This is a genomic window from Desulfosarcina sp., from assembly GCF_041551955.1.
Lineage (GTDB): Bacteria > Desulfobacterota > Desulfobacteria > Desulfobacterales > Desulfosarcinaceae > Desulfosarcina.
The window spans coordinates 1-7,030 of the sequence record NZ_JBFELV010000271.1; the positions used below are offsets into that span (position 1 = coordinate 1).

Here is a 7,030-nt window from a genome sequence, read left to right on the forward strand (position 1 = left end):
AACCCCGCGGTTTTAAGTTCGTGCGTGTTATAAACGGGGAGCACAAGATAAAATTCCAAAGCTGCTTGCGGATATAGTATCCATGGCGTTCGTGATCTTTTTTACTGAAATTTATGATGATGTTTTCAAACGCTTCCAACTTCTCATCAAGAAATTTCATGAATTTACGACCCTCTGTCTCAATGATTGTTCTCTGAATGTGTTGTTTGATTTCATCCGGTTCTTCAGCATATCTTGAGTCAAGAGAATCGAATAAATTTTTGTAGACATTTAAATCATAAGTTAAATTAGCGGTATATTCTTTGAATTCCGGTTTTATCATATCTTTGTATGCTAAAATCAGCGGAAGATTAAAAAATTCTACCTGCAGTTTTTCAATTTTATTGTCAAAGAACAAGCTATGCAGATCATAGATATCCTTATTAAAAACGATACGTCCCTTGTACCCGTTCCTTATGGCTTCAGGGATAAACTGGCATGGACCGATTTCTACTTTGTTACCATCTTTTTGAAAAACCAGTTTTTGATAGGTGGTCCCTTGATCAGCCTTGATACCGTTAAGAAACCGGACAAAAAGAGAAAACTTAGAGGCGTATTTCGCTTCAATAGATACCTTTTGTCTGCCTTGCAGGAGATGGCCTTTGAATTTTATCGGTTCCCGATTCATCATTTTTTATAACCCCGTAATTTCCAGTCGATAATCCTTGGTTTTAAATACTTCTAATGCCGAAAAGTTTAGCTCCTGCCACTTCAAGGATTTACAATAAACGATGGTTATTTTTGTCATTCCCTTTTTTGCTCTATCCAAAATCTTTATGATAGGCGTAATTGTCGATGAATTCATGTATGAAAGATGTTGAAAGTCCATGATAATTCTTTTGTTAAACGAACTGGCCATTTCTAATACCTTGACCAAAATCGGTGAGATGAACTTGCTGGGTTCGCGGTCAATGCTTTTCCCCTCCCAGTTCACACAAATTGAAGATTCATGCTCAATTACTTCGATCGACAAGTGCGTATTGGTATATTTTTCCTGATTTAACATGATAATTACCTTTATTTCCCTTCGATATTGGATACGACGGACACATTCAGCATGTTATTGTCAGCAACAAAAAAATCCAGCAGCGCTTTGCCTTCATACGCAATTCTTACCAGTCCGATACCGCTTTCCTTGTCATTGAGCGGTTTCTTGGAAACTTCTTTGATTCTTTCTATATACGCTTCAAACGGATCCTGATATCCCCTGATCCATTGAATGGTCTTATCCAGCCTGGATAGGTGATTAAAGGCGTTGTCATCGACCGGATTCAGAACTTCTATTGTGACTGTGTTTCGTTCGATGTTAATGATGACGACTACGCTTTTTTCGATCATCTTAAAGTTGCCGTATTTTATGCCATTCTCGATGAGTTCGCTGATTATCATCGAAAGGGAATGGATGGTGTCATCCGAAAGTTCATGGGATTGCAAAAAACCAATGCTTTCATTTCTAATTTTTTCAATTTCATCCCAATTTGGTTTCAAATTGAACTCTATAGATCGCTTCATTGATATCCGGTCTCCTTGTAAGCTGCATAATTTTTGTAATTTCTACAGTTCGAATGGAAGCATTAAACAGGCCAAAAAAAAGAATAAATAAAAAAAAATTATTAAAAATCAAAAAATTCAGTAGGTTAAAAAATAATTCAGAACGAATAAGGCTATTGAAAGCGAGTCCGGAAAGAGAAACGTATTTGAGAATATTGTTAAACCTTTATTAAAAAAAATATAATTAGACATGAATTCAATAAGTTAGTGATGAGACTATTCTAATGGGGGGATCACAATATTACAAAGCGGTGAACATGGCTTCAATTGCGGTTCGAATGCCAGCGGCAATGCAACATGTAGCCCCTTGGGCCCCATAATGGTGATTGCAGGCTCAGCGAATCATCTTCAATGGAGTCGAGATTCCCTTGGCCAGTTGCATGTCCCTACAGCCGATTTTTACCTGTCTCCACCTTCTTTGATGGTACGAAAGGCTCGACCGCCGATAAACAGAATAGATTGTCGACCCCATAATGTGGTGAAAAAAGTTTGACCGGGTACAAAATCAGAATAATCCTTCGATGGTTGCTCAGGATGGGTGATATGCCGTCAAGATATCGGCAATGGCCTTTCGGCCGGCGTGGATCGGAAGGTTGCCGAACTAGTCTCCATCCAGAAATAGGCAAATTTGTTTGAGATCAAGACGTGCGAAAAATTTTACCGCAGGCATATAGTTGATATTCCGAGGATAAAATTTTGAGCACAACGCAGATATCAGGCAAATTGGTCAGTTGCGGATGGGCACGAACTAACGAAAGAGCGTGTGGACATGCCTATATTCTATTGGTTCCTGATCGGCGCGTTGCTTTATGTTTTTTTCCCGCGCGATTTGATTCCGGATTTTCTGGTCGGCTGGGGGTGGCTCGATGATCTGATCGTTCTCTATGCGCTCTGGCGTTATTACCGCCGTGTGACACAGCTGCGCCGTTCCGGTGACCGCTCAGGCCAATCCCGGGACACGGCCGATGACCGACAATATCGCGCCTCCGATTCCGGCAGGCCGAACCGCCAGGACCCCTACACGGTCCTGGGTGTCGCCCCGGGCGCATCCAGGGAAGAAATCAAAGCCGCCCACCGCCGTCTCGCAGCCAAATATCATCCAGACAAGGTCCAGCATCTGGGCGATGATCTTCAAAAACTGGCCGAAATGCGCTTTAAAGAAATTCAACAGGCCTATGACGAGCTCATTTCCGGGTAAGGAACAATCCCGGCGCATCAAACGGACGTTTAAAAAACTTGACTAAAGTGCCACAATGTAGCAATTTTAAGGTGTAGCACATAACCGACATACACGAGGTGACACCATGATTCATTCTCCATTGAGAAGAAGTCGTCGGCTCGTTCAGGTCGCCATGGTCGCTTCAGTTCTTGTACTGGCAGCAATCCCCGCCAGGGCCTTCGATCCGGTCAACACCACCTTTTTCGGAGTGGCCATCAAAGGCTATGACACGGTCGCCTACCACACCGAGGGTCGCGCGGTGAAAGGCAGCAACACGTTCTCCCACCGTTGGAATGACGCCAAATGGTATTTCGCCAGCGCCGAAAACAGAGATCTGTTTGCCGCCGACCCCGAGCGGTTTGCACCGCAATACGGTGGATACTGAGCGCGAAGTCTTTCGACCACCGGCAAGGCTGCCGGTATCGACCCGGAAGTCTTCAAGATCATCGACGGCAAACTCTATCTCAACTGGAGCGCCGAAGCTTCCGAAGAATTTGAGATCGACGCGCCCGGCAACATCGAGCGGGCGGATGCCAGCTGGGACAATCTGACCCAAAACTGACCGGGGCGATTTTGCGATACCCTGGTCTGGATCGATTTCCATTGGCGCACCATGAAGACCCTTGGCCGGTAGATGACGGATGCGAAGGGAGGTCATTCCAGACCGGCGTCTCGCAATCCCGCTGCAATGGCTATGCGGTGTTCGGCTTGACGGAAGCCTGTGCCGAATGATTCGACTTTGAAAAATGGATCCAAGCGACGCACGGCCGCCGCCTCACGTGCAGCGTCTTCATCGCGCCCCAGCCTTGCATAAACCGCCGCCAGCGCGATGTGGTAGCCTGAAAAATCAGGTCTTCGGGTCAAACCCTGCTCCAATGTGGCTGACGCTTTGCTGTAATTCGCTTTCAGGTAATACGCCATCCCCAGGTGGAACCAAATATTATTGGGGGAAGAAGAATCAAGGCGCAGTGACATGTCCAGGGCAGCAATGGCCTCATCCACCTGGCCGGACCAGAGCAGTGCCCAACCCAGTTCGTTGTAGCTGCCTGAATCGTTGGGATTGAGTTCGATGGCACGCTCGGCCTCATTGATAGCCAATTCATGCTTGTTTTGAAACGTATAGATGCTGCTCAGCAGGGAGTGGGCGGTTGAGTTGGACTCATCCAGTTCAATGGCCTTTTGCACGAATTCAAGGGCTTTGTTTAACGCCTTGTCCGGGAATTCCGTCCAACCATAGCTCACCTTGCCGTATTCCAATTCCCCCAGTCCGACATAGGCCGCTGCATAGAAAGGATCCAGGTCGATCGCCTTGGAAAACATCGTCTTGGCCGTCGCGTAGGCCGCGCGATTGCGTTGATGAAAATAGGCATAACCCCTTAAGAGGTAGTCATAGGCCAGAAGATCCGCCGGTTTTTTTCGCAGCGCTCGGGCTTGCTCATGCCGAAAGGTCTTGATCGCCAGCTTGGCGACGATGGCCTGAACAATATCTCCCTGGAGCTCGAAAAGATCCGTGTACCGCCGATTGTACCGCTCGGCCCAGACATGCGTGCCATTGGAAGCATCGATCAGCTGGACGTTGATTCTAATGTGATCGCCGGCTTTTTGTACGCTGCCCTCCATGATGTAAGCGACGCCCAATTCCCGTCCGACCATTTTTATGTTGACGGTCTTTCCTTTGTACATGAAAACGGTATTGCTGGCGATGACCAGGAGTTCGCGAAACTTGGACAAATCGGTGATGATGTCGTTGGTGACGCCATCACTGAAATACTCCTGCTCGACATCATCGCTCAGATTGGTGAACGGGAGTACGGCAATCGAGGCTTTACGGAAACCCGGGTGAGGGGATGCGCTGCTGTCCGGCGAGACGTTGACTGGCAGTCGACTGTTTTTCTGTTGCCAGAAATACCATCCTGAACCGACGGCCACGATCGTGATTGTTCCCAGCAGGAGAACCAGAACGGCTTTCAAGCGCTTCGGTTTTTTTATTCCGTTGTTCAGGGGCCGGTGGTCGATTTCGGTATTCATGACCACCCGGTAGGTCCTGACGGGATCCGGAATATTTTTGACCTGCTGATCTCCGGTGAATGCGAACCGGTTGGGCAGCTTGTGCTTGACCTGGTCATAGGCGGCACCGGAAACCAGGATGCCACCAGGCTCCGCCAGGCTTTCCAGGCGCGCGGCAACATTGACGCCATCACCGTAGAGCCTTCCTTTTTCCTCGATCACATCACCCAGGTTCAATCCGATGCGAAAGCGCATCCTGCGATTTTCGGACAGCGCAGCATTCCTGTTGGCCAACGCGTGTTGAACCGCCAGGGCACATCTCAATCCATCCACCACACTGGCAAACTCAGCCAGCAGATTATCTCCCGGAGAATCGACGAGTCTTCCATTGTGCTGCATGATGAAGTCCGCAAAAACCCGGCGATAGGATTGAATCGTGCGGACCGTTGCCTCTTCGTCATCGTTCATCAGACGGCTGTACCCGACGGCATCCGCGCTCAGAATGGCTGTCAGTTTGCGTTTGAAAACGTTTTCTTGCATGGCCGCACGTTCGACTTTCGAGTTACGCTCAATCGTGGTGGTGGTTGGGTTACTTATAAATATTATCAATAAGCATAGAAGGTTATCAGGTCAAGGACGAGGATGGCCATGCCTTTCGGCTCGATCAGCGCGATATAGCAACAGTTTGCAATTCAGTATCTCGTGATTAATATAATTTTGCTTTTAATCTCGTCCCGAGAATGAGAAAAAGGCTTGCCCGACTCAATGTATTATTCAACGCCCTATTTTTTAAAGGAGACATCATGAAAATTTTTGGGTTGTTTATCTCTTCGGTCTTTCTGGTTATGGCCGGGTCTTTTTTCAACGTCGCCCATGCCGATAAATATGCGGATACCGTTGCCGTTTTTGCTAAATCGCCGGCGGTGAAGCCTTTTATCGACAATTGCTATGGCTATGCGGTTTTTCCGACAGTGGGCAAAGGGGGGTTCGTTGTCGGGGGATCCTACGGCACCGGCCAGGTGTACGCGCAAGGCAAGCTCACCGGCACCACCAAATTGATCAAGGCGACCATCGGTTTCCAGGCCGGCGGGCAGGCGTTCAGCCAGATGGTTTTCTTTGAGGACAAGCGCGCCTACGATGAATTCACCGGCGGCAACTTCGAATTCGGCGCCGGTGTGTCAGCCGTGGCCATCACCGCCGGTGTTCAGGCAAGTGCCGGTACCGAGGGCGCCAGTGCAGGCGCCAGCGCCGGTCCGGCTACTGGCGTTCAAGCCGAAACGAGCTACCACAAGGGGATGGCCGTGTTCGTCCACGCCAAAGGGGGATTGATGTATGAAGCCGCTGTGGGCGGGCAGAAGTTCAGCTTTGAGCCCAAGCAGTAGAACGCATTTAAAAAAAGCCCAAGAACCCTTGGCGGCGTTGGGTAACTGCTCAACAGGCTCACATACCACATGGATGCTGGGTTTTCTCGCCGCTGCAGGCCTGGCCCCGAACCCAATCCATCGATTACTTCAATTGGCTGTCTTTGCTCCCGCGTCGATTGAATCCACTGTGCGTCGTCTGCTGTTTTTCGAGCGCTGACTGGCATCTGACGCACAGGCGTACCCCTGGAACGGCCTTGCGGCGAAGGTCCGGGATAGCTGTGCCGCATGCTTCACAATCAGCCGACCCTTTTTCGCCGTCTGGCAGCCGACTCCTGGCCAGCTTCACCGCGTCTTGCACGCTGGCGTCAATTTGATCCTGCACCGCCCCGTCACGGGACCAACCACCAGCCATCATTTGCTCCTGTTTAAACCTATTCCCTTAATGGGTTGGCATCTATTCGGGTCCCATTAAAACCACCGTGTTCACCGCACCACCCGGCCACGGAAAACCCAAGCAGCCCGGCTACCGGCACCGTTTTTATTTCCGCAGTTCCTCTATGACGGCCGATCCAATTCTATCCAATGAATATGGCTTTCTGACATACGCGCCGGCACCCAAGTGCTGGGCATTTTTCACCCGGCCGGTTTCAGAAAACCCACTGACGATAATCGCTTTCTGATTCGGTTTAATCTCGCGTATCTGCTTATATGTTTCAAGACCATCGATGCCATCGTGCATGATCATATCCAGAATAATTAAATCGAACGTTGCTCCTGAGGTTACCAAATGTACCGCTTCCTCACCACCCGATGCCACCGTCACATGGTAACCCAGTCGTTTAAGTATTCT

9 protein-coding genes are annotated in these 7,030 nt (G+C 48.9%); 3 read left to right on the plus strand and 6 right to left on the minus strand.

All coding sequences use genetic code 11. The annotated features are described in order from the left end of the window. From ABYV26_RS17495 to ABYV26_RS17505, 3 genes are all read right to left on the minus strand, one after another. A partial coding sequence (locus ABYV26_RS17495) for a hypothetical protein (protein ID WP_372682644.1) occupies positions 1–670 on the minus strand: 670 nt, incomplete at its 3' end. A 3-nt stretch (positions 671–673) separates the two neighbouring features. After that, the gene (locus tag ABYV26_RS17500) at positions 674–1,045 is read right to left on the minus strand and encodes a SiaC family regulatory phosphoprotein (protein ID WP_372682645.1); all 372 of its coding nucleotides are present in this window, start codon (positions 1,043–1,045) and stop codon (positions 674–676) included. A gap of 11 nt (positions 1,046–1,056) precedes the next feature. Next, positions 1,057–1,551 (minus strand): ATP-binding protein, encoded by a 495-nt coding sequence (locus ABYV26_RS17505; protein ID WP_372682646.1) that lies wholly within the window; start codon positions 1,549–1,551, stop codon positions 1,057–1,059. 808 nt (positions 1,552–2,359) lie between these two features. Here ABYV26_RS17505 and ABYV26_RS17510 point away from each other — a divergent pair. After that, positions 2,360–2,788, plus strand: a complete 429-nt coding sequence (locus ABYV26_RS17510; RefSeq protein WP_372682647.1) for a DnaJ domain-containing protein — start codon at positions 2,360–2,362, stop codon at positions 2,786–2,788. Positions 2,789–2,894: 106 nt separating this feature from the next. After that, positions 2,895–3,371, plus strand: coding sequence for a YHS domain-containing (seleno)protein (locus ABYV26_RS17515; RefSeq protein WP_372682648.1), 477 nt, complete (start codon positions 2,895–2,897; stop codon positions 3,369–3,371). A gap of 92 nt (positions 3,372–3,463) precedes the next feature. On the opposite strand, the gene ABYV26_RS17520 is transcribed toward ABYV26_RS17515, so the two are convergent. Then, positions 3,464–5,356, minus strand: a complete 1,893-nt coding sequence (locus ABYV26_RS17520) for an adenylate/guanylate cyclase domain-containing protein (protein ID WP_372682649.1) — start codon at positions 5,354–5,356, stop codon at positions 3,464–3,466. Between the two features lie 263 nt (positions 5,357–5,619). Here ABYV26_RS17520 and ABYV26_RS17525 point away from each other — a divergent pair, with 263 nt between their 5' ends. After that, a complete protein-coding gene (locus tag ABYV26_RS17525; RefSeq protein ID WP_372682650.1) occupies positions 5,620–6,198 on the plus strand; it encodes a hypothetical protein in 579 nt (192 codons plus the stop codon). Between the two features lie 124 nt (positions 6,199–6,322). Here the strand turns inward: ABYV26_RS17525 and ABYV26_RS17530 are convergent, their stop codons facing one another. Together ABYV26_RS17530 and ABYV26_RS17535 are read right to left on the minus strand one after the other, a co-directional pair. Next, positions 6,323–6,592 (minus strand): DksA/TraR family C4-type zinc finger protein, encoded by a 270-nt coding sequence (locus tag ABYV26_RS17530; protein WP_372682651.1) that lies wholly within the window; start codon positions 6,590–6,592, stop codon positions 6,323–6,325. 126 nt (positions 6,593–6,718) lie between these two features. After that, a partial coding sequence (locus tag ABYV26_RS17535; protein ID WP_372682652.1) for a response regulator occupies positions 6,719–7,030 on the minus strand: 312 nt, incomplete at its 5' end.